General features: G+C 71.8%; 16 protein-coding genes. 7 read left to right on the top strand and 9 right to left on the bottom strand.

The features are described from left to right. Window positions 1-137 precede the first annotated feature (137 nt). Complete coding sequence (locus tag C1A33_RS29635; RefSeq protein WP_101835331.1) at window positions 138-776, top strand: GNAT family N-acetyltransferase; 639 nt, start codon at window positions 138-140, stop codon at window positions 774-776. Between the two features lie 140 nt (window positions 777-916). On the opposite strand, the gene C1A33_RS29630 is transcribed toward C1A33_RS29635, so the two are convergent. From C1A33_RS29630 to rpmH, 9 genes are all read right to left on the bottom strand, one after another. Then, a complete protein-coding gene (locus C1A33_RS29630) occupies window positions 917-1,966 on the bottom strand; it encodes a ParB/RepB/Spo0J family partition protein (RefSeq protein WP_101835382.1) in 1,050 nt (349 codons plus the stop codon). Further along, complete coding sequence (locus tag C1A33_RS29625) at window positions 1,963-2,712, bottom strand: ParA family protein (RefSeq protein ID WP_480014852.1); 750 nt, start codon at window positions 2,710-2,712, stop codon at window positions 1,963-1,965. The genes C1A33_RS29630 and C1A33_RS29625 overlap by 4 nt, the downstream gene beginning before the upstream one ends. 208 nt (window positions 2,713-2,920) lie before the next feature. Next, window positions 2,921-3,736: a 16S rRNA (guanine(527)-N(7))-methyltransferase RsmG gene (rsmG, locus tag C1A33_RS29620; RefSeq protein ID WP_101835327.1), complete on the bottom strand. Its 816-nt coding sequence runs from the start codon at window positions 3,734-3,736 to the stop codon at window positions 2,921-2,923. A 387-nt stretch (window positions 3,737-4,123) separates the two neighbouring features. Further along, window positions 4,124-6,319 (bottom strand): hypothetical protein, encoded by a 2,196-nt coding sequence (locus tag C1A33_RS29615; protein WP_101835325.1) that lies wholly within the window; start codon window positions 6,317-6,319, stop codon window positions 4,124-4,126. Window positions 6,320-6,366: 47 nt separating this feature from the next. After that, window positions 6,367-6,921 (bottom strand): Jag family protein, encoded by a 555-nt coding sequence (locus C1A33_RS29610; RefSeq protein WP_101835323.1) that lies wholly within the window; start codon window positions 6,919-6,921, stop codon window positions 6,367-6,369. 117 nt (window positions 6,922-7,038) lie between these two features. Continuing rightward, on the bottom strand, window positions 7,039-8,397 hold the full coding sequence (gene yidC / locus C1A33_RS29605) for a membrane protein insertase YidC (protein WP_101835320.1): 1,359 nt from the start codon (window positions 8,395-8,397) through the stop codon (window positions 7,039-7,041). 12 nt (window positions 8,398-8,409) lie between these two features. Continuing rightward, entirely contained in the window at window positions 8,410-9,042 is a 633-nt protein-coding gene (gene yidD, locus C1A33_RS29600; RefSeq protein ID WP_101835318.1) for a membrane protein insertion efficiency factor YidD, read from the bottom strand. Continuing rightward, entirely contained in the window at window positions 9,039-9,443 is a 405-nt protein-coding gene (gene rnpA, locus C1A33_RS29595) for a ribonuclease P protein component (RefSeq protein WP_101835316.1), read from the bottom strand. Before rnpA ends, yidD begins: the two co-directional genes overlap by 4 nt. Before the next feature lie 28 nt (window positions 9,444-9,471). Further along, a complete protein-coding gene (gene rpmH, locus C1A33_RS29590; protein ID WP_101835314.1) occupies window positions 9,472-9,609 on the bottom strand; it encodes a 50S ribosomal protein L34 in 138 nt (45 codons plus the stop codon). Between the two features lie 861 nt (window positions 9,610-10,470). Between rpmH and dnaA the strand changes: the two genes are divergently transcribed. From dnaA to gyrA, 6 genes are all read left to right on the top strand, one after another. Beyond that, a complete protein-coding gene (gene dnaA, locus C1A33_RS29585; protein WP_101835313.1) occupies window positions 10,471-12,096 on the top strand; it encodes a chromosomal replication initiator protein DnaA in 1,626 nt (541 codons plus the stop codon). Window positions 12,097-13,302: 1,206 nt separating this feature from the next. Next, a complete protein-coding gene (gene dnaN / locus C1A33_RS29580; protein WP_101835311.1) occupies window positions 13,303-14,490 on the top strand; it encodes a DNA polymerase III subunit beta in 1,188 nt (395 codons plus the stop codon). A 1-nt stretch (window position 14,491) separates the two neighbouring features. After that, window positions 14,492-15,649, top strand: coding sequence for a DNA replication/repair protein RecF (recF, locus tag C1A33_RS29575; RefSeq protein WP_101835309.1), 1,158 nt, complete (start codon window positions 14,492-14,494; stop codon window positions 15,647-15,649). After that, on the top strand, window positions 15,639-16,505 hold the full coding sequence (locus C1A33_RS37155; protein ID WP_243408063.1) for a DciA family protein: 867 nt from the start codon (window positions 15,639-15,641) through the stop codon (window positions 16,503-16,505). The genes recF and C1A33_RS37155 overlap by 11 nt, the downstream gene beginning before the upstream one ends. Before the next feature lie 195 nt (window positions 16,506-16,700). Next, window positions 16,701-18,635 (top strand): DNA topoisomerase (ATP-hydrolyzing) subunit B, encoded by a 1,935-nt coding sequence (gene gyrB / locus C1A33_RS29565; protein ID WP_101835307.1) that lies wholly within the window; start codon window positions 16,701-16,703, stop codon window positions 18,633-18,635. 98 nt (window positions 18,636-18,733) lie between these two features. Continuing rightward, window positions 18,734-21,238 (top strand): DNA gyrase subunit A, encoded by a 2,505-nt coding sequence (gyrA, locus tag C1A33_RS29560; protein ID WP_101835305.1) that lies wholly within the window; start codon window positions 18,734-18,736, stop codon window positions 21,236-21,238. The last annotated feature ends 99 nt before the right edge of the window (window positions 21,239-21,337 follow it).

The raw sequence follows: 21,337 nt of genomic DNA, 5'->3' as shown, positions 1-21,337 counted from the left end.
AGAGGTTTCACGTGAAACGGGTCCGGTGGGTCGGGCGTGGATGCGGGCGGGTCGGCCTAGGCTGAATCCACAAGGCCGACGTCCCACTGACCACGTTGGGTGGCGGCCGGAAGGCCGACCACGGGAGTGCCCGCTCGATGAGCCGTAGCATCGCGAACATCACCCTGGACAACATCGACGACCTGCCGCTGCCATGCCGCCGATGCGTGTTCTGGGAGCTCGATCCGGTCGCGCGCAGCAGGGCGGAGGAGGCCGGTGCCACCGACCTCGAGAAGGAGTCCTGGGTCTCCACGGCACTGCTCGAGTGGGGCAGCTGCGGCAAGATCGCCTACGTCGACGACGTGCCGGCCGGATTCGTCATGTTCGCGCCCCCGGCCTACGTCCCCCGCTCGATCGCCTTCCCCACCAGCCCGGTGTCGCCGGACGCGGTCCTGCTGATGACCGCGATGATCGTGGAGGACTTCCGCGGTCAGGGCCTGGGAAGAATCCTCACCCAGGCCGTCACCAAGGAGATCCTGCGGCGGGGCTTCCGGGCGGTGGAGGCCTTCGGCGACAACCAGGACTCGGACGCCCGCTGCGTGGTGCCCGCCGACTACCTGCTCGCCGTCGGCTTCAAGACCGTGCGGCCGCACCACCGCTGGCCCCGGCTGCGGCTGGAGGTGAAGAACGCGGTCAGCTGGCGGGAGGACGTCGAGGTCGCGATCGAGCGCCTGCTCGGTTCGATGACCCCGGAGGGCGTCCTGCGCAAGGTCGGACAGGCCGGCAACCCCGCGTAGATCCGCCGGCCTCCGCGACAGTCACGCGGAGGACTCGGCTCGCCGCAGGTGCGGGGCCCCGGCGAAGCGGCTGTTCCTCGAACTTCCGCCCCGCCGGCGTTGCTGCCAGCGGGACGAAGCCAACCGATCTGCCGCCGGGTCTACGCCACCTCGTCGCTGCCCGCGGCGACGACACCGAGGCCGTCGACCGCTCCCGCGCCGCCGTGCGCCGTCGCGGGGGACATCACCGCGACGATCCGTTCGAGGTCCTCGATCGAGGCGAACTCGACGGTGATCCGGCCCTTGTTGCGACCCATGTCCACCTTCACCCGCGTCTCGAACTGGTCCGAGAGCTGGTCCGCGAAGCGGGCCAGGACCGGCGAGGCGGCCCGCGGCCCGCGCGGCGCCCGGGTGCGCGGCACCTCCTCGTCCAGCGCGACGATCTCCTCGACCGCCCGCACGGACAGCCCCTCGGCCACGATGCGGGTCGCCAGGCGATCCTGCGCCTGCGGATCGCGCAGGGAGAGCAGCGCCCGGGCATGCCCGGCCGAGAGCACCCCGGCAGCCACCCGGCGCTGCACGGCGGGCGACAGTCCGAGTAGGCGGATGGTGTTGGTGACGTGCGAGCGGGACCGGCCGAGGCGCCCGGCGAGTTCCTCGTGGGTCGCCCCGAAGTCCCGCAGGAGCTGCTCGTAGGCGGCCGCCTCCTCCAGCGGGTTGAGCTGTTGGCGGTGCAGGTTCTCCAGCAGGGCGTCGCGCAGCATCGCCTCGTCGGCGGTCTCCCGGACGATCGCGGGAACGCGGTCCAGCTCGGCGAGCTGGCAGGCCCGCCAGCGACGCTCGCCCATCACCAGCTCGTACCGGTCGGTCCCCAGCGATCGGACCACGATCGGCTGCAGCAGGCCGACCTCCCGCAGACTCGCGGCGAGTTCCTCCAGCGCGTCCTCGTCGAAGTTCGTCCGCGGCTGGCGTGCGTTGGGGACGATCGCGTCGACGGGGATCTCCCGGAAGGTCGCGCCGTGAACCGGAAGCGGCCCGTCATCGACCACGGCCGGACGGGTGCGGCGACCACTGCCGTGGTCCGCGTAGTCGCCGTAGTCGGCGAAGTCGCCCGCGCTGGAGCCCGGTCCGTCCCGCTCGTCCGGGGGAGGCGGAGCGACCGGGATCAGCGCGCCGAGGCCGCGCCCCAGCCCGCTGCGGCGGGCGCTCACCGCGCCGCCCCGTTCGGCTCCCAACCACGCTCGGCAAGCTCCCGCGCGGCGGCCAGATAGGACAGCGACCCACGCGAGGTCGGGTCGTAGGTGAGCGCGGACTGCCCGTAGCTCGGCGCCTCGGCCAGGCGGACGTTGCGGGGGATCGTCGTCCCGAGTACCCGCTCGCCGAAGTGCTCCTTGACCTCCTGAACCACCTGATCGGCAAGCCTCGTGCGCGAGTCGTACATGGTGAGCAGGATCGTCGACAGGCGCAGCTCCTGGTTCAGATGCGCCTGGACGAGCTCCACATTGCGCAGCAACATCCCCACCCCCTCCAGCGCGTAGTACTCGCACTGGATCGGGATGAGCAGCTCCCGGGCGGCGACGAGGGCGTTGACGGTCAGCAGCCCGAGCGACGGGGGACAGTCGATGAAGACGTAGTCGACCTCCCGCTGCATGCTCGCGATCGCCCGGCGCAGCCGGTTCTCCCGGGCGACGAGCGACACCAGCTCGATCTCCGCGCCGGCGAGGTCGATCGTCGCGGGTGCGCAGTACAGCGCCGGCGCCTCGCCCGAGGCGACGACGACCTCGTCGAGCGGCCGGTTACCGAGGAGCACATCGTAGATCGACGGGACGCCGGAATGGTGGTCGATCCCGAGCGCTGTCGAGGCGTTTCCCTGCGGGTCGAGGTCGATCACGAGAACCCGGACGCCGTTCGAGGCCAGGGCCGCGGCCAGGTTGACCGTGGTCGTCGTCTTGCCCACGCCGCCCTTCTGGTTGGCGACGGAGATGATGCGTCGCCGGGTGGGCCGGGGGAATGGTTGTCGTCGTTCTGCCGCCAGGGCTTCCACTGCTGCTGCCGCCGCCGCTCCGATCGGGGTCGACCGGTCGAGTGGATCCAGCGGGGGAATGCCGGACTCGTAGCCCCGATAGCCCCCGCCGGCGGATCCGTCCCGGCCCGCCAACGCTGTTTCACGTGGAACGAGACTGCCCACGTGTCGGCTGGTCACGACCGACCTCCCGTGATCGCCGTGATTCCCGCGCCGTTCGTCTGACCTGTCTGCCATCGTGCCGCTCACCGTCGCCGCGCCCTTTCCTGCTCTCGGCCCGGGTGAGCCCGGTGGCGCGCACGGCGCGGAGCACCCGGGTGGGTTCGTCCACCCTGCCCTCTCCGCACTCCACGACGTCCACCGGATGCCATCCCTGGGTCCCGAGACTGCCGCGCGCGTCCTGCAACTCCTCCAGGATCCGCGAACCGCGCATCGCCAGCATGACACCACCCGGTTGCAGCATCGGAAGGAGGATTGCGCCCAGCCGCTCCAGCGGGGCGACCGCGCGTGCGACGGCCACCCCGAATCTACGACCGTCCGGGCCTATTCCGGCATCCGGCGCGCGGCCGCGCTGAACGGAAACCTGGTCCTCCAGTCCCAGGGCGACCACGACCTCCTGGAGAAACCGGCAGCGTCGCTCCATCGGTTCAACCAGCACGACCCGCACGTCCGGGCGGGCGAGAGCGAGCGGGATTCCCGGCAGGCCGGCGCCGCTGCCCACGTCGACGACGTCCGCGCCGTCCGGCACCGCCTCGGCCAGCACCGCGCAGTTGAGCACGTGACGTTCCCAGAGCCGCCCGGTCTCCCGCGGGCCGATCAGCCCCCGTTCGACGCCGACGGTGGCGAGCAGCCTCGTGTAGGTCTCCGCGGCGGGAAGTCGCGACCCGAACAGCTCCGCCGCCACCGGTGGCACGGGCAACTCCGGGATCGAGGCCTCGGTCGGTTCGGCGTCGCTCATCGCACACCTGCCCGGGTCGGCCCGCCCGGGCCGGCCACCTCCTGTGGTCCCGCCGCCGCTCCCCCAGCACCGATCATCCGGGTCCACGGTGATCGTCCGGGATCGCCCGCCAGTGCCGGGAAGGCCCGGCCCGCGACCCGCGGCGGCGGCGATACCGAAGGCGAAGGCGCCAGCGATGGCGATGGCGTGGCTGGCGGTCGCGGTGGGATCCGGACCGCGACCGGCGACGCGGCGGGGACGGCCACGCGGGCGGCGGCGGGGAGCCCGGCTACCTGAGGGGGCGTTGGGGACGGCGACGGAGGCGAGGAACCATGCACCCGACCAGCATCCCCGGTACATCGGGGCAAGTTCACGCCACCTGCCCTGTCGGTCTCCCGCCGGGACGAGTCAGCTCTCGGCGCGCAGGGCGCGGCGAGGCGGGGAGACCGCGCCACAGCGGTCGTACTGGCTGAGCGTGCCGGTGAGCCGGAACGTCCAGGTGCGGGTGGGGCACCAGCCGGCGCGGCGCAGCGCGTCGAGCTGACCGGTCAGACCGGAGCGTTCGATGTCGAAGACGAAGACGAGCAGCCCACCCGGCGCCGTCGATCGGGCCGCGAGCTGACGCAGCAGCGGCGGCTCGGCTCCGCCGAAGAAGACCGTGTCCGCCCGTGCCACCCGATGTCCGACGACAGCCTGCGATCTGGCGGCGGACCGCGGATCGGCCGCGGACCGCGCCTGGACGGCGGGATGAGCCGGCAGATCGACCACCGCGCCGATCCGGCCAGCCGGCCGCTGTGGGACGACCGCCGTGTTCCGCGGACCGCCATGATCGCCGCGGTGCGTGGACGCGGCCCCGGCGGCGGGCAGACGGGGCACAGCGGTGACGGGGACGTCGACCGGCCGGAGGTCGGCCGGGTCGCGCGGCCCGTCGTCGCTGGCCTCCATCGCGTACAGCCAGCCAGGACGGGCCAGGCGCCCGCCGACGGCGACGACGTCCCCGGGACGGGCCGCCTGCCGGGCGGCGACCGTCGCGTCGACCAGGAGGTCAAGCCCGCGCAGGCGTTCCCGGTGGTCCCAGAGCGAACCGCTGCCGGAGGTGGTGGCGGCCAGAAGCAGGCCGGCGCTTCCGGAGAGCGCAAGGATCACCACAACCGCCATCGCGGTGGAGGCGCCGGCCCGCCCACGCGTCATCCTGGTGGCCGCGCCCACCCGCGTCCCGCCCGCGAGCGCTCCCGCCGCGGGCGCCGAAGCCGGCGAGCCGCCCGTTCCCTGGGTGTCTGACCGATCACCATCGGCAACATCCAGCGAAACCGGCGCCGACAGTGACGTTGCGGACACGATGCCCGGAGGGGCGAGGGTAGGGGGAGCCGCCCTCGGGCCGTCAGCGGCCACCTCAGCCCCGGCGACGGCCCAGCGTCCACCGGCCATGGCGACCAGCCATCGAATGACCCTCTCCGCACCCACCACGACCACAACGACCATCATCGGTACCACGAAGAGGTTGGTTCGGGTCGGGCCGAAGGGCCAGTACCGTGCGGCGCTCGCCGTGAGCATCATCAGCTCGGCGCCGCCGAGCACGGCGAGCAGCGTCCGGCCGTCCGGGTGACGCGCCAGCGTCACCGTTCCCACCAACCCCGCCGCGACGACCATCACCGCGGCCAGCACGGCGGGCAGAGCGCCGAACGGACCGGCGACGACGGTGCCGTGGAGCAGGCTCGGGTCGAACCGATCGATGCCGGGCGGCGAGCCGGTGACGATCTGCCGAACCTGGTCAGCGACGAAGCGCACCGCGTCCAGCGGACCGCGGCCCGCGAGGAACTGCCGGTCCCAGTAGTCCCCGTGGCGCTGGCTGGACTGGTGGGCGACGAAGACGACCGTGTGCGCCGCGGCGAGGACCAGCGCCGGCAGCCCCTCGACGAACCGCCACCGCCGCGCCGGTCCGCGCCAGACGTCCACCACCGCCAACGGGACAATCACGAAGACGCCGGGGACAGCGAGCAGCCCCAGCACGCCGGCAGCCGTCCGCCGCAGCAGGCGGCCGCGCTCGAGCCGCCGCCCGCACGCCGGGCCCGGCTTCCCCTCCGCTGAACCCGACAGCTCGTCCGAGCGGCCCGGGAGCACGCCCGACCGGCCCGGGAGCCACAGCAGCACGATGGCGACGGTCGCCGCGGTCTCCATCGCGTACGGCTTGAGCTGCGTCGCGAGGTCGAGGAACGTCGAGTTCAGGCACAGCCAGCAGGCCGCGAACCCCGCCGCGACCAGGCCGGTGAACCGGCGGGCGAGCACCACGATCGCGGCGCCGAGCAGGGGCACCGCGACGAACCCGGGTAGCCGCAGCGACCAGCTGTGCCAGCCGAACACCTCGCCGCTCACCCGGGTGAGCGCCAGCCAGCCAAACGCGGACGGCGTGTTGGCGACGGTCAGTTCGGACCATGACGACCGCAATGGCTCGCTGACGAAGTGGGCACGCCAGATCTCGTCATACCAGAAGGGCCGCCCCAGGTAGGCGCGCAGGGCGACGAGCACCCCGGTCAGCACCGCCGCGGCGGTGACCGCGGCCAGCACCGTGACACGCCCCCGCCGGCGGGCATCCGCAGGCGACATCGCAGTTCCCCCGATCACCCGCGGCCCGGACAGCCGTGGCGGCGGCGTCAGCCGAGCAGGATGACGACCCGCCGGCTGGGCTCCTCGCCCTCCGACTCGCTGTGGACGCCGTCGATCTCGGCGATGACGTCGTGCACGACCTTGCGCTCGAACGGCGTCATCGGGGTGAGCCGCACCGGCGCGCCCTGCTCCAGCGCCTTCGTCGCCGCGGTGGTCGCCGTGGTGCGCAGCTCGATGCGGCGGCGCGCCCGGTGGCCGCCGACGTCGAGCATGAGCCGGCTGCGCGCGCCGGTCCGCTGCAGGACGGCGAGCCTGGTCAGCTCCTGCAGCGCCTCGAGGGTCTCGCCACCGGTCCCGATCAGCTTGTCCAGCCCGTCACCCACCACGGCGACGACGGCCCGGCCGCTCTCCACGTCGAGGTCGAGGTCACCATCCATGTCGATGATGTCGAGCAGGCCCTCGATGTAGTCGGCGGCGATCTCGCCCTCCTGCTCGAGGTCGGCGATCCGCCGCTCCTGCGGGCTGGGCCCGCCCTCGGTCGAGGTCTGCTCGTCGGTGACTCCGGCTCCATCCACAGCCAGGTCAGGTGCCGAACCGGTCATCAGCGCTTCTCCAGGGGAACAGGGGGCGGCGGTGCCGACATTACGGGATGCCCCCGCACGGTGACGAAATCGGGGTCGCCGGCGAGCCCGGGTGCCGGTCCGGGCTCACCGGCCAGGTCAACGCCGCCCGCCGGGTCGTTTGCCCTTGCCGCGACGTTTGGCCGGTCGGGAACCGCCGACCTGACGACGGGCGCCAGCGGGCACGGGGGTGGGGCGAGGCGCGCCGTCACCGCCGGTCCTGGTGCCGTCGGAGGGGGTCTCCGCGCCGTTGTCCGCGGCTCGTGTGACGGGCTTGCCAGGGGCGTTCTTCTTCCGGCCGGTGCCGGAGCCGTCCGAGGTCGCCGTCGGCGCCGTGGCGTCGGAGGCCGCGGGCGCCGCGCTGCCGGCATCGTCCGCGGCCGTGCCGGCGACCGCGGTGGCCGTGCCCTTCCCCGCCCGGGCGGCGGCGTTCCCGCTGCGGGAACGGGTTCCCGGCGGTGCCGTCGACGGGGCCTTGGCGCTTCCCTTCGCGGTGCCGCCGGCCGCCGCGCCGGTCGACTTGGTCAGGCTCGGCGCGTTCGCCGGCGCCGGGCGAGGGCGGTTCTTCGACTTCGCGCCGGCCCGGACGCCGGGCGCGGGACGGGCGGGCGCCGGCGCGCCGTCGGACGATGTGCGGGCACCGGGCAGCCGGCCGTTCGCGGGCAACGGCGTCACCGGCGGCATCCTCTTGATGACGAAGAACTGCTGCCCCATGCTCCACAGGTTGGTCGTCAGCCAGTAGAGCAGCACCGCGATCGGGAAGCGGAAACCGAAGATCGCGAGCATCAGCGGCGAACCGTAGAGCAGGACCTTCTGCACGATCGCCTGCTGCGGATCGACCGGCCCGGTCCGGGCCATGATCTGCCGCTGGGTCAGGAAGGTCGTGAGACCCATCAGCACGATCAGGACGATCGCGAGGATCTTGACGTGCGTGCCGTTGACGCCGAGGAAGTTCACCAGCTTGTCGCTGGACTGGAAGGAGCTCGCCAGCGAGATGCCGAACACCTTCGCCGAGGCGATCTGCTGCACCTCGTCGGCGGACAGGCCCACCCGTGGCCGCCAGACCAGGCTCCCGTTCGGCCCCTCGGCCATCGGCGCCAGGTGGGTGAAGACGTGGAACAGCGAGATGAACAGCGGGATCTGCAGCACGATCGGCAGACAGCCGAGCAGCGGGTTGCCGTGCTCCCGCTGCAGGGCCATGATCTCCTGCTGCATGCGGGGCTTGTCGTGGCCGTACTTCTCCCGGATCTCCTTGATCCGGGGCTGCATCATCTGCATTGTCCGCTGCGACTTCACCTGCTTGACGAACAGCGGGAAGATCAGCACGCGCACGCAGACGACGAGCAGGACGACCGAGAACGCCCAGGCGAAGAAGCTGTTGTCGCCGAAGATCGGCGCGAATCCCTTATGGAAGAAGACAATCGCGTTCGCGGCAAGGTGGTAAAGGGGATCCAACAACGTTCTGACTCCTCACGCCCACGGTCCGCGACCGGGACCGACGATCTCGGCACGCGTCCCCGTGGCCGGAGACGAGAAGCCACGTCTGTGGGCCGACGCGGCGGCACCGGTGTGTGCGGGCACGTCCGTCCCGCGGCTGCGCGCGGGTCCGGCCGTCACCCCCCTCTGGTCGCGAACGACTCCGGACCCCGCGCGGGTTCCCGAACCCACGCCAGGCGCCGTCGCCGCGACGTCCGGGCGTCCGCCCGGCTGACCACCGTTCACAACCGACGGCGGCTCTCCCGGCACGGGGTCATGGCCAGTTCCCGGCACCGGGTCGTAGCCCCCGGCGGACAGCGGCTGACAGCGCAGGAGCCGGACGAGCGCCAGCGCGCCGCCCCGCACCCCGCCGTGCCGCCGCACCGCGGTCAGCGCATAGGCGCTGCAGGACGGCTCGAACCGGCACATGCCGGCGTTGCGGCCCGACCACGCGGCCCGATACAGCCGCACGAGTCCGGCGAGCGCCCAGGCCAGGGGGCCGCGCACAGAGCCGGCCGGGGTACGGGCCACGGCGGGCAGGTACCGGCGGGCCAGCCGGGACGCCAGCGCGAGATCTATCGCGGCGGCGCCGGCGAGCACCGGCAGCAGGACCGACCAGACGCTCATCGTGGGCTCCCGACTGCCGGCCCGGCGCTGCGGCCACCATGGCCACCGCGGCCCGGTGGAAGTGGAATGCGCCCCGCCCGCTCGAACGCCTCGTCCAGCGCATGGCCGAGACGATCCGAGCTGGCCGTGGCCGCGTCCGGCAGGGCGCGGACGACCACCATCGTCCCAGCTGGGAGACGGTCGAGCCGCTGGCGCACCTGCTCGCGCAGCCGACGCCGCACGCGGTTGCGCACCACGGCCTTGCCGACACGGCGCCCCACGACGAAACCCGCGCGCGGCGGATCTCCACTGGTTGTCCACAGGCTGTGGACAACCAGTGGACCAGAGCGAGTCCGCCGTCCCGCGGTGCCCACACGAGCATGATCGTCCCTCGTCCGGACGCGGGACCCCTCGGGAAGCATCTCAGCCGGGTACAGCAGGAACCCGCCGTCAGGCGGAGAGTTCGCTGCGGCCCTTGCGTCGACGGGCGGAGATGATCGCACGGCCGGCGCGGGTGCGCATACGCAGCCGGAACCCGTGCGTGCGGGCCCGCCGGCGGTTGTTCGGCTGGAAGGTGCGCTTACTCACGTGGGTACTCCGTCTGCAGGATGGACGCGGGCGGTGCGCTCCGGAGCCAGGTGGGCAGCCCGCGTGAGCCACACCACACGGCCCGCATGAGCACATCCCACGACAAACGAAGCGGTCTAACACCGCGGTTCGACCTAGCGTACACATGCCAACGCCCGCGGACGGTCCCCACCGTCCGCCGTCCCCGCGCCCGGGCCCGCGGGCCACCGAGCCGGGCTCGTGACCAGGGCCTGGCCGCGGAGGTCCACCGTCATCCGCCCGGGCTCGCGCCGGTCGGCGCACCGGTCCGCGCGCTCGCCCCGGCGCGGCGGCCGCGCGCCGCGTACCCCCGGCCGGCCGGGGCACCGCACCAGACCCACCGCGATGACTGCTGGTAAGCAAATGCCACACAATCCGGTGTCAGGTCTTCATGGTGACCCGTCGTGTGCACACTCGGGCGCGCTCGGTTCGCGTGGCGGCATCCCCGGCACGGCGCCGTGGGCCGCGTCTTACGATCCTGGGTGCGACATCACCCGCACGCGGGTGCCGGACGATGCCAGCCCGGCCCGCGCGCGGTGCGAACCGTCGGCTCGGTGCACCCCGACCTGTGGAAAACGCCTGTGGAGAGGGCGTTCGGCGTGGGGCCGCGACGGATCCGGGCGACGTCGTCAGGCAGGGGACGGTCCCGGGCGGTGAGCCGGTGCGCCACGCCGGAGGCCCTGCCGCGTCCATACACAGGCTGTGGACGACGATGTGGAGAACCATCGGGACGAGGTATCCCGGTCGCTACCTGACCAGGACCACAACAGCATCCGCGACCTGATTCCCCACACGTGGGACCGCAGCACCCGCAAACCGTACCGAACTGCCCGAGGAGCCCCCGTGTCCAACCTCCGCGCCGACTCCGTCGCCGGTCTACCGTTCGGAGACGAGCCCGCGGGTGACCCGGACCTGGCCGCGGTCTGGCGCCAGGCCGTCTCCGGGGTCGCCGACGGTGCGCTGTCCGCGCAGCAGCGCGCATGGCTGCGGCTGACCCGCCCGCTCGGCCTGGTCCAGGACACGGCGCTGCTGGCCGCGCCGAACGAGTTCACCAAGGAGCTACTCGACTCGCGCCTGCGCCCCTTCTTGTCCACAGCTTTGTCCACAGCCTATGGACGCGAGATCCGGGTGGCGGTCACCGTCGAGCACCTGCCCGACCCGGAACCGATGAGCGGGCCGATCCGCATCGTCCGCCCGGACGAGGGTGACCGTTCGCGGGAGGACACCCCTTCGGGTGACGGGGGCCAGCCCGGTGATGCGGGCCGCGAGCGCGGATCGGACGATGCCCCGGCCGCCGCGAAGGCGGGCCGCCGGGGCGCGGCACCGGTCAACGGCGAGCTGCCCTTCCCCGAGTCCGGCGAGGGCGCGCCTGCGATGCGGGTGGGCGCGGGCCTCGGCCGCGAGCCCGCGCCGGTCGAGACCGAACCCACCCAGGCAAGGCTGAACCCCCGCTACATCTTCGAGACGTTCGTCATCGGGGACAGCAACCGCTTCCCGCACGCGGCCGCGGTGGCCGTCGCGGAGGCGCCGGCGAAGGCCTACAACCCGCTGTTCATCTACGGCGACTCGGGACTCGGCAAGACGCACCTGCTGCACGCCATCGGGCACTACACCCTGAAGCTGTACCCGAACACCCGGGTGAAGTACGTGAGCTCCGAGGAGTTCACCAACGACTTCATCAACTCGATCCGGGACGACCGCCAGCAGGCCTTCCAGCGCCGCTATCGGGACATCGACGTCCTGCTCGTCGACGACATCCAGTTCCTGGAGAACAAGGAGCGGACGCAGGAGGAGTTCTTCCACACCTTCAACGTCCTGCACGACGGCGAGAAGCAGATCGTCATCAGCTCGGACCGCTCGCCCAAGCAGCTGTCCGCCCTCGAGGACCGGCTGCGCAGCCGGTTCGAGTGGGGCCTGATGACCGACATCACCCCGCCCGACCTGGAGACCCGCATCGCGATCCTCTCCAAGAAGGCCGCGACCGAGCGCCTGCCGGTGCCGCCGGACGTGCTCGAGTACATCGCCACCCACATCGAGCGCAACATCCGCGAGCTCGAGGGTGCCCTCATCCGGGTCGCCGCGTTCGCGAGCCTGAACAAGTCGCACGTCGACCGCACCCTCGCCGAGATCGTCCTGCGGGACCTCATCCCCGATGCCGGCAACCCCGACATCACCGCCATCGAGATCATGAACGCGACCGCCGCGTACTTCGGCGTCTCCATGGACGACCTGTGCGGCACCTCCCGCAGCCGCGTGCTGGTGACGGCCCGCCAGATCGCGATGTACCTCTGCCGGGAGCTGACGGACCTGTCCCTGCCGAAGATCGGCCAGCACTTCGGCAACCGTGACCACACGACCGTCATGCATGCCGACCGCAAGATCCGCGGCCTGATGGCCGAGCGGCGCGCCATCTACAACCAGGTAACCGAGCTGACCAACCGCATCCGCGTCCAGGCCCGCCGGGCCTGACGGTCCCGCTACGCGGGCGGCACCCGCACGCGCCTCCACACCACCCGGGCGGCATCCAGGACCGCGCGACCAGGAGACCGCGCGACGACGACCTTCGCGCCGTTGCGGCCTGCGCATCACGCCTCGTGCGGCATCCCTGCGCGCCTGCCGTACGGCGCGCGCTCGGCACGTCCCGTCCGCGCCCGGCGCACACACCGGGCGCGCCGTCTGGCGGTCGTTTTGTCCACCACCGATATCCACACCTGGGGAACTTCCTGGGGTCCCAGGCCTGCCTGGCCACCACGTCCGCTTGGCGTCCGAGCGTGCTGCGCCGCGACCGTCAGTGATCTTCATGGTCACCGCCGGGCGGCGGGTCATGGCAGCGTGATGGCCACTTCGCGGCGGTCCGTGTCGCGAATTCGGGGGCAAACCGGACACGGCAGGCGGTGTTCGCGACACGGTGCCGCTGTCAGTCGCAGGCACTTCCCGCCTACGGGAAGGCCGCCCCTTACTCGTCCTTCTGGCAGCGGCAGCGGGATCATGGGCTCCGACTCCCTGACTGTCTCGCCGCTCCCGGGCTGGGCGCGCACGGCTGCGCCCGGGAGCGTGCGGGGCGGTGGAGGCTGACCGATCGCGCCTGGCGGGCGCGGGTCGTGGGCGCGGGTCGTGGGTCGCGGAGGGCGGCGTTCGGGATGCGGCGACGCGTCCACCGGATGGAGCGTGTGGATGCCTCGAGCCCACTGGGTGGTTCCGCCCACAGCTTGTGGAAAACCTTGTGGACAGCGTCTGGCGCAGCCGGTGGAAGAAGGCGTGGACAGCCTGTGGACAACCGGGGGATCGCCTGTGGAGGGACAACGTGGTCCCTGGGGACAGCGCCTTGGAGTGTGGATATCCACTGCGCGAACCCACAGCGCCACCCACAGGATTTGCACCGGTCCGATGGGCCTCTGACCTGCGAAAACGTGAGTTATCCCCAGCATCCACAGGCCCTACTACCACCACTAAAAGAGATCTCTCCTAGAAAGATCAAAAACTGAAAGTACTAGGGGGTGTGGACAACTTTTCAAGATCGCGAATCGCCGCCTTCTGTGCCACTTCGTGGGCTCCGAGTAAGCGTCCGCAACGGCGTCGGCCGCTCGCCGATGCCTCCTGGCACTCTGGGATGCTGATCGGTGTTCCCGACGGACTGACTCCGAACACCGGAGGGAACGACAGGAGGGGCTAACCATGAAGTTCCGGGTGGAACGGGACGAATTCACCGAGGCGGTCGCCTGGACCGCCCGCACGCTGCCGAGCCGGCCGACCACCCAGTTGCAGGTGCTGTCGGGACTCCTGCTCGACGCCACCGGCCCCATGCTCAAGGTCGCCGCCTACGACTACGAGGTGGCCGCCCAGAGCACGGTGCACGCGACCGTGTCGGAGGAGGGACGCGCCCTCGTCAACGGCAAGCTGCTCGCGGAGATCACCCGCGCGCTGCCCGCGGCTCCGGTCGACCTTGCGATCGACGGCACCAGGCTCGTCATCACCTGTGGGAACGCCCGCTTCGCGCTGCCGATGCTGCCGGTGGACGACTACCCCGGGCTGCCGGGCATGCCGCCCGTCACCGGGCACATCGAGGGATCGGCCTTCGCCGCCGCCGTCGCCCAGGTCGCGATCGCCGCCGGCCGGGACGACACGCTGCCGGTCCTCACCGGCGTCCGCATCGAGATCGAGGGCGACACGCTCACCCTCGCCGCCACCGACCGCTACCGGCTGGCGGTCCGCACGCTGAAGTGGCGACCGACCGAGGAGAGCACTGGCGAGGACGACGCCGCGGGCGCCCCCGTCACGGTCGCGCTCGTGCCGGCCCGCACGCTGCTGGACACGGCGAAGTCGCTGTCCGGCGCCGGGGTCGAGGTGTCCATCGCGCTGGGTACGGGCCCCTCCGGTGAGACCCTCGCCGGCTTCGCCGGCTCCACCCGGCAGACGACCACCCGGCTGCTCGAGGGCCAGTTCCCGCCCTACCGCAAACTGCTGCCGGACAGCTCGCCGCTGATCGCCCAGCTGGAGATCGCCCCGCTGCAGGAGGCGGTACGCCGGGTCGCGCTGGTCGCGGCGAAGACGGCGCCGGTGCAGCTGTTGTTCTCGCCCGACCACCTCGTCCTGGAAGCCGGCACGGGTGGCGAGGCCCAGGCGACCGAGACCCTCCCACTGACCTACGACGGGCCGGAGCTCGCGGTCGCGTTCAACCCGTCCTACCTGCTGGACGCGCTGGGCGCACTGGAGTCCGACGTCGTGCGGATCGGCTTCGCCAGCGCCGACGACCCGACCGTGGCGGCGAACAAGCCAGCGATCCTCACCGGCAAGGCCGCGGACGAGGACGGCGAGCTGCCCGACTACCGCTACCTGCTCATGCCGATCCGCCTCAACGGGTGACGTGCATCTCACGCATCTGTCCCTCGTCGACTTCCGCTCCTACCCGGCCCTCGACCTCACGCTCGGTCCCGGGGCGGTCACCTTCATCGGCGGCAACGGTCAGGGCAAGACGAACCTGATCGAGGCGATCGGCTACGTCGCGACACTGGCCAGCCACCGCGTCGCCGGCGACGCGCCACTGGTCCGCGACGGTGCCGAACAGGCGATCGTGCGCGCCCGGATCGTCCGCGGGGACCGGGCGGCGCTGGTCGAGCTGGAGATCGTGCCGGGGCGGGCGAACCGGGCCCGGCTGAACCGCGCCCCCGTCTCCCGCACGCGGGACGTGCTCGGCCTGCTGTGCGTCGTCCTGTTCGCCCCGGAGGACCTCGCGCTGGTCAAGGGAGACCCCGCCGGGCGGCGGCAGTTCCTCGACGATCTGCTCGTCGCCCGTGCCCCGCGGATGGCGGCGGTACTCGCCGACTACGACCGGGTGGTCCGTCAGCGCTCGACGCTGCTGCGCACCGCCGGGGCGGCGCGGCGCGCCGGCGGCCGGGGCGATCTGCGCACGCTCGAGGTCTGGGACGGCTACCTGGCCACCCACGGCGCCGAGCTGCTCGCGGCCCGGCTCGCCCTCGTCGAGGCGTTGCGCCCCGCGGTGGCCGACGCCTACACGGCGGTGGCCGGGGCGTCCTCGCCGGTGGCGCTCGAGTACCGGTCCAGCGTCCCGCTCCCCGAGGGCGGCGCCGGGCCGGACCTGCCCGCCGCGGCGGTGCCCGACCGGACGGCTCTGGCCGAGGCGATCCACGCCGCGCTCGCGGCCGCCCGAGCGCGGGAGATCGAGCGTGGGATGACCCTCGTCGGCCCGCATCGGGACGATCTGCTGCTGTCGATCGCCGCCCGCCCGGCCCGCGGATACGCGAGCCACGGCGAGTCCTGGTCGCTGGCCCTCGCCCTCCGGCTCGCCTCGTTCGACCTGCTGCGTGCCGACGACCGGGAGCCGGTCCTGCTGCTCGACGACGTCTTCGCCGAGCTGGACACGCGGCGCCGTGCCCGCCTGGCCGAGCTCGTCGCCCCCGCCGAGCAGGTGCTGGTGACGGCCGCCGTCGAGTCGGACGTGCCGGCGGAGCTCGCCGGTACCCGCTTCCATGTCGCCGATTCGGAGGTCCGCCGTGCCGGCTGAACCACCTGGTCCGCCGCTGGAACCACGTGACCCGCCCCCCGCTGGGAGCACAGCTGGGCGCGAGGCCGCGGCCGCCACGCCGGCACCGGCGTCCCCTGGACGGGGCGGCGACCTGGCCCGGGAGATCCTCGCTCAGGCGAAGCGCGACTCGCGGGAACGCGCGCGCGGCCGGCGTCCCGGTGGCGCGGTCCGCGGCGGGTTCGGACGCGGCTCCGCCGGCGGTTCCCGTGGTGGTTCCGCCGCCGGCGTCGCCAGCAGCGGTGACGATGAGGCGGGTCGCCCCGGACGCGGCGTCGACGGTGCGCCCGGCTCAGGCGATGGTTCCGCGGGTGACGGCCGCGCGGGCTCGCAGGGCGGCGCCGGGGACGCAGGCGGCCCCGGCCGTCCGTTCGGCGGCACCGGCACCGGCGGCGTCGGTCGGCGGCGGTCGTGGGCGGGCGACGAGGATCAGCCTCCCCGCCGGCGGCGGCTGCCGGGCATCGCGAGCCCGGGCCGGGAATGGCGGGATCCGGTCGCCTTCGGCCCGGCGATCACCCGGCTGCTCGCCGCCCGCGGCTGGCAGGAGCAGGCGGCCGACGCGGGCGTGATCTCCCGGTGGGACGTCATCGTCGGCCCGGACATCGCCGAGCACTGCACGCCCGTGTCGCTGGTGGACGGACACCTGGAACTCGTCGCCGAGTCGACGGCGTGGGCGACCCAGCTGCGGATGCTGTCCCGGCAGATTCTCGGCATCCTGTCGCGGGAACTCGGCCCGCAGGCGGTCCGGCGGATCACCGTGCGCGGCCCGACGGCGCCGTCCTGGCGGCATGGCCCGATCCGCACCAGCGGCCGCGGCCCCCGGGACACCTACGGCTGATCATCTGTGCTGGGTGGCCGCGCCCAGCGGGTCGTGGAGGCGCGCCAGGCCCCTGGACCTGTCGGCCGGGTAGGGGAGTTCACCATCCCTCCGCTCGGCGCCCTGCGCAGACGTCAGGGGTCACCCTGCGTCCGCTATAGCGGGCTGCCGGGTAGACTGGTGGATACTTCCGCCCAGAACGAGGGGACCCGCCGCGTGGCCTACGACGCAAGTTCGATCAAGGTTCTTGAAGGTCTTGACGCGGTCCGCAAGCGTCCGGGCATGTACATCGGTTCCACCGGGGAGCGCGGGCTCCATCATCTCGTCTACGAGGTGGTGGACAACGCGGTCGACGAGGCGCTCGCCGGCTACTGCGACACGATCGTCGTGACCCTGCTGGCCGATGGCGGTGTCCGGGTGGTCGACAACGGCCGTGGCATCCCCGTGGGCATGCACCCGGTCAAGAAGATCCCCACCATCGAGCTGGTGCTGACCACGCTGCACGCCGGTGGCAAGTTCGACGGCGAGTCCTACGCGGTCTCGGGCGGTCTGCACGGCGTCGGCGTCAGCGTCGTGAACGCGCTGTCGACGAAGCTCGATGTGGAGGTCCAGCAGGGCGGCCACGTCTGGTTCCAGCCATATGTGGCCAGCCGGCCGGCGGCGCCGCTGGTCAAGACCGGTGCGTCGAAGAAGAGCGGCACGTCGATCACGTTCTGGGCGGATCCGGAGATCTTCGAGACCACCGAGTACAAGTACGAGACCCTCTCCCGGCGCCTGCAGGAGATGGCCTTCCTCAACAAGGACCTGTCGATCACGCTGATCGACGAGCGCGGCGAGGAGCGGGTCGAGGTCACCTACAAGTACGCCAACGGTCTCGTCGACTTCGTCGCTCACCTCAACGCCACCAAGGACGCCATCCACCGAAGCGTGATCTCGCTGGAGTCGAAGGGCGTGGGCCTCGAGGCCGAGCTCGCGATGCAGTGGAACGGCGGCTACTCCGAGTCGGTCTACACCTTCGCGAACACGATCAACACGCATGAGGGCGGGACCCACGAGGAGGGCTTCCGCGCCGCGCTGACCAGCGCCGTCAACGCCTACGCCAAGGACCAGAACCTGCTCAAGCCGGTCAAGGCGGGCGCCCGCGGCGGCGATGAGCGGCTCTCCGGCGACGACATCCGCGAGGGCCTGACGGCGATCATCTCGGTGAAGCTCGCCCAGCCCCAGTTCGAGGGCCAGACGAAGACGAAGCTCGGCAACACCGAGGCCAAGAAGTTCGTCCAGGAGATGTGCTACTCGGCGCTCAAGGACTGGTTCGAGGTGAACCGGACCGAGGCGCGGGCCATCGTCAGCAAGGCGCTCGACGCCCAGCGTGCCCGCATCGCCGCCCGCCAGGCGCGGGACCTGACCCGGCGCAAGGGTCTGCTCGGCGGCACCGGCCTGCCCGGCAAGCTCGCCGACTGCCAGTACACCGACCCGGAGCGCTGCGAGCTGTACATCGTCGAGGGTGACTCGGCGGGCGGCTCGGCGAAGGGCGGCCGGGACTCGAAGTTCCAGGCGATCCTGCCGCTGCGCGGGAAGATCCTCAACGTCGAGAAGGCCCGCATCGACCGGGTCCTGAAGAACACCGAGGTCCAGGCCCTGATTCAGGCGCTGGGCACCGGCATCCACGACGACTTCGACATCACCAAGCTCCGCTATCACAAGATCGTTCTGATGGCGGACGCCGACGTCGACGGTCAGCACATCCGCACCCTGCTGCTGACCCTGCTGTTCCGGTTCATGCGTCCGCTCGTCGAGGCCGGCCACGTCTTCCTGGCCCAGCCGCCGCTCTACAAGATCAAATGGGGGCGGGAGGACTGGGAGTACGCCTACTCCGACCGGGAGCGCGACGGCCTGGTCCAGCAGGGTGTGGAGTCCGGGCGCAAGCTGCCCAAGGACGCCATCCAGCGGTTCAAGGGTCTCGGCGAGATGAACGCCACCGAGCTGTGGGACACCACCATGGACCCGGACCGGCGCATCCTGCTCCAGGTCACCCTCGACGACGCCGCCGTCGCCGACGAGCTGTTCTCCGTGCTCATGGGCGAGGACGTCGACGCGCGTCGCAGCTTCATCCAACGCAACGCCAAGGACGTGCGTTTCCTGGACATCTAGGCGTCCCGGACAGCTCCGCGTGTCCTGGGCCCGTGCGCTCGCGGGGCGAGCGCCGGGTCCCCCTGACCAACTGAATCCCTCTGCCCTGGAAGGACCCCGTGGTCGACGTCCTACCGCCTCCCCCCGGCGACCGCATCGAACCCATCGGCATCGAAGTCGAGATGCAGCGGTCCTATCTCGACTACGCCATGTCGGTCATCGTCGGCCGCGCGCTGCCGGAGGTCCGGGACGGGCTCAAGCCCGTCCACCGCCGGGTCCTGTACGCCATGTACGACGGCGGCTATCGCCCGGACCGCGGGTACTTCAAGTGCTCCCGCGTGGTCGGGGACGTCATGGGTAACTACCACCCCCACGGCGACTCGGCGATCTACGACACGCTCGTCCGGCTCGCCCAGAGCTGGTCGCTGCGCTATCCGCTGGTTGACGGCAACGGCAACTTCGGTTCGCCGGGCAACGACCCGCCCGCCGCCATGCGGTACACCGAGGCCCGCATGGCGGCGCTGGCCATGGAGATGCTGCGCGACATCGACCAGGAGACCGTCGACTTCGCGCCGAACTACGACGGCCGTTCGCAGGAGCCGCTCGTCCTGCCCAGCCGGTTCCCGAACCTGCTGGTCAACGGCGCCGGCGGCATCGCGGTCGGAATGGCGACCAACATCCCGCCGCACAACCTGCGCGAGGTCGCCACCGGCGTGCAGTGGGCGCTCGACAACCCCGACGCGACCGACGAGGAGCTGCTCGAGGCGCTCATCGGCCGGATCAAGGGCCCGGACTTCCCGACGTCCGGCCTGATCGTCGGTCGGGGCGGCATCGAGGACGCCTATCGCACCGGGCGAGGCAGCATCCGGATGCGCGCCGTGGTCAACGTCGAGGAGAACAAGGGTCGTACCCAGCTCGTCGTTACCGAGCTGCCCTACCAGGTCAACCCGGACAACCTCGCGGAGAAGATCGCGGAGCTGGTCCGTGACAACAAGGTCACAGGCATCGCCGACGTCCGCGACGAGACGTCGGCCCGCATCGGCCAGCGCCTGGTCATCGACCTCAAGCGCGACGCCGTCGCCAAGGTCGTCCTGAACAACCTGTACAAGCACACCCAGCTGCAGGACACCTTCGGCGTCAACATGCTGGCGATCGTCGACGGGGTGCCACGCACGCTGCGCCTGGACCAGATGGTCCGTTACTACGTCGAGCACCAGGTGGACGTGATCGTCCGCCGCACCCGTTACCAACTGCGCAAGGCGCGCGAACGGCTGCACGTCCTCGACGGCCTGCTCATCGCGCTCGACCACCTGGACGAGGTCATCAACCTCATCCGCAACGCGGAGTCCGCCGAAGCGGCCCGCGGCCAGCTGATGGAACGCTTCACGCTGTCGGAGATCCAGGCCACCGCCATCCTCGACATGCAGCTGCGCCGCCTGGCCGCCCTGGAGCGCCAGCGGATCATCGACGAAGCGGCGGAGCTGCGCGCCCGGATCGCCGAGCTCGAGGCGATCCTCGCCTCCCCCGGGCGCCAGCGTGAGATCATCGGCGAGGAGCTCGCCGAGATCGTCGACAAGTACGGCGACGAGCGGCGCACCAGGCTGGTGCCGTTCGAGGGCGACATGTCCATCGAGGACCTGATCGCCCGCGAGGACGTCGTCGTCACCGTCACCCGCGGCGGCTACGCCAAGCGCACCAAGACCGACCTGTACCGCTCGCAGCGCCGCGGCGGCAAGGGCGTGCAGGGCGCGGCCCTGCGCGAGGACGACATCGTCGAGCACTTCTTCGTCACCACGACCCACCACTGGCTGCTGTTCTTCACGAACAAGGGCCGGGTCTACCGGGCGAAGGCGCACGAGCTGCCCGAGCAGGCCCGCTCGGCCAAGGGTCAGCACGTCGCGAACATCCTCGCCTTCAGCCAGGACGAGCGCATCGCCGAGGTCATGGCGATCGAGGATTACGAGGCCGCCCCGTACCTGGTGCTCGCCACCAAGCGCGGGCTGTGCAAGAAGACCTCGCTGCGCGACTTCGACTCCAACCGGGCCGGCGGCCTCGTCGCGATCAACCTGCGTGACGACGACGAGCTCATCGCCGCCCGTCTGGTCGCCCCCGGCGACGACCTGCTGCTGGTCAGCCGCAACGCCCAGTCGATCCGCTTCCACGCCGACGACGAGCAGCTGCGGCCGATGGGACGGGCCACCTCCGGCGTGATCGGCATGCGCTTCGACGCCGAGGACGAGCTGCTGTCGATGGACGTGGTCGTCCCCGACTCGACCGCCGACCTCCTCGTCGCCACCTCTGGTGGATACGCCAAGCGGACGCCGCTGGCCGAGTATCCGGTGCAGGGCCGCGGCGGCAAGGGGGTGCTGACCGCTAAGATCGTCTCGACTCGCGGTGGCCTCGTCGGCGCGCTCGTCGTCGATCCGGACGACCAGCTCTACGCGATCGCCTCCAACGGCGGGGTGCTGCGCACCATCGCCAAGGATGTCCGCCGTGCCCAGCGGCAGACGATGGGCGTCCGGCTCATCGATCTGGAGTCCGGTGTGCAGGTGGTCGGGGTGGCGCGCAATGCTGATGTGGAGGACACCGACGCCCGCGATGACGCCGGCGCCCAGGACGGCTGAGTTCCGGGCGGTCGAGGTCGGCGCCGGACGGCGGTGATTCACCGTCGCGTCAGCCGGCCGGCTGACGCGACGGTGCCGTGGAGGGGGTAACTGGTGTGC

This window comes from Frankia canadensis, assembly GCF_900197875.1.
GTDB lineage: Bacteria > Actinomycetota > Actinomycetes > Frankiales > Frankiaceae > Frankia > Frankia canadensis.
The sequence above is the reverse complement of the archived record's forward strand: the minus strand, read 5'-3'. Positions and strand labels throughout refer to the sequence as shown.

Bases quoted from the DNA above. Each gene is read 5' to 3' on its own strand.
- C1A33_RS29635 (WP_101835331.1), top strand. From the start codon at position 138: ATGAGCCGTAGCATCGCGAACATCACCCTGGACAACATCGACGACCTG.
- rsmG (WP_101835327.1), bottom strand. From the start codon at position 3,736: ATGAGCGACGCCGAACCGACCGAGGCCTCGATCCCGGAGTTGCCCGTG.
- C1A33_RS29615 (WP_101835325.1), bottom strand. From the start codon at position 6,319: ATGTCGCCTGCGGATGCCCGCCGGCGGGGGCGTGTCACGGTGCTGGCC.
- C1A33_RS29610 (WP_101835323.1), bottom strand. From the start codon at position 6,921: ATGACCGGTTCGGCACCTGACCTGGCTGTGGATGGAGCCGGAGTCACC.
- yidD (WP_101835318.1), bottom strand. From the start codon at position 9,042: ATGAGCGTCTGGTCGGTCCTGCTGCCGGTGCTCGCCGGCGCCGCCGCG.
- rnpA (WP_101835316.1), bottom strand. From the start codon at position 9,443: ATGCTTCCCGAGGGGTCCCGCGTCCGGACGAGGGACGATCATGCTCGT.
- dnaN (WP_101835311.1), top strand. From the start codon at position 13,303: ATGAAGTTCCGGGTGGAACGGGACGAATTCACCGAGGCGGTCGCCTGG.